The organism is Chryseobacterium sp. SIMBA_028 (assembly GCF_046535285.1).
GTDB lineage: Bacteria > Bacteroidota > Bacteroidia > Flavobacteriales > Weeksellaceae > Chryseobacterium.
Window position 1 is genome coordinate 1 of sequence record NZ_JAWRWZ010000148.1, and the last position, 295, is coordinate 295.

Here is a 295-nt window from a genome sequence, read left to right on the forward strand (position 1 = left end):
CGCATTCACAGGCCGGTGGAGCCGAGCAATACATGCACGAAATATCCCGCAGGTGGACCGACGGCGGTGCTAAGGTCACTTGGTTTACAGGCCGTGAAGATAGCCAGTCCGGCGACGACATGATCGATGGAATCCGGATTTTCCGCGCCGGAGGCCCTTTGGGGCTCTATCCTAAAGCCGCCCTCAAACTCCTGCGTACCCGCAGTGCATTCGATGCCGTGATTGATTGCCAAAATGGGATCCCTTTCTTCTCGCCACTTTTCCTGCCGAGAAGACTGCCCATAGTCCAGTTGAT

The 295-nt window shown here is 56.3% G+C and carries 1 protein-coding gene; it reads right to left on the bottom strand.

Annotation, left to right across the window (positions count from 1 at the left end):
• Positions 1-5 precede the first annotated feature (5 nt).
• Positions 6-295 (bottom strand): hypothetical protein (locus SCA31_RS22925; protein ID WP_410699342.1); only part of this gene is annotated, 290 nt, incomplete at its 5' end.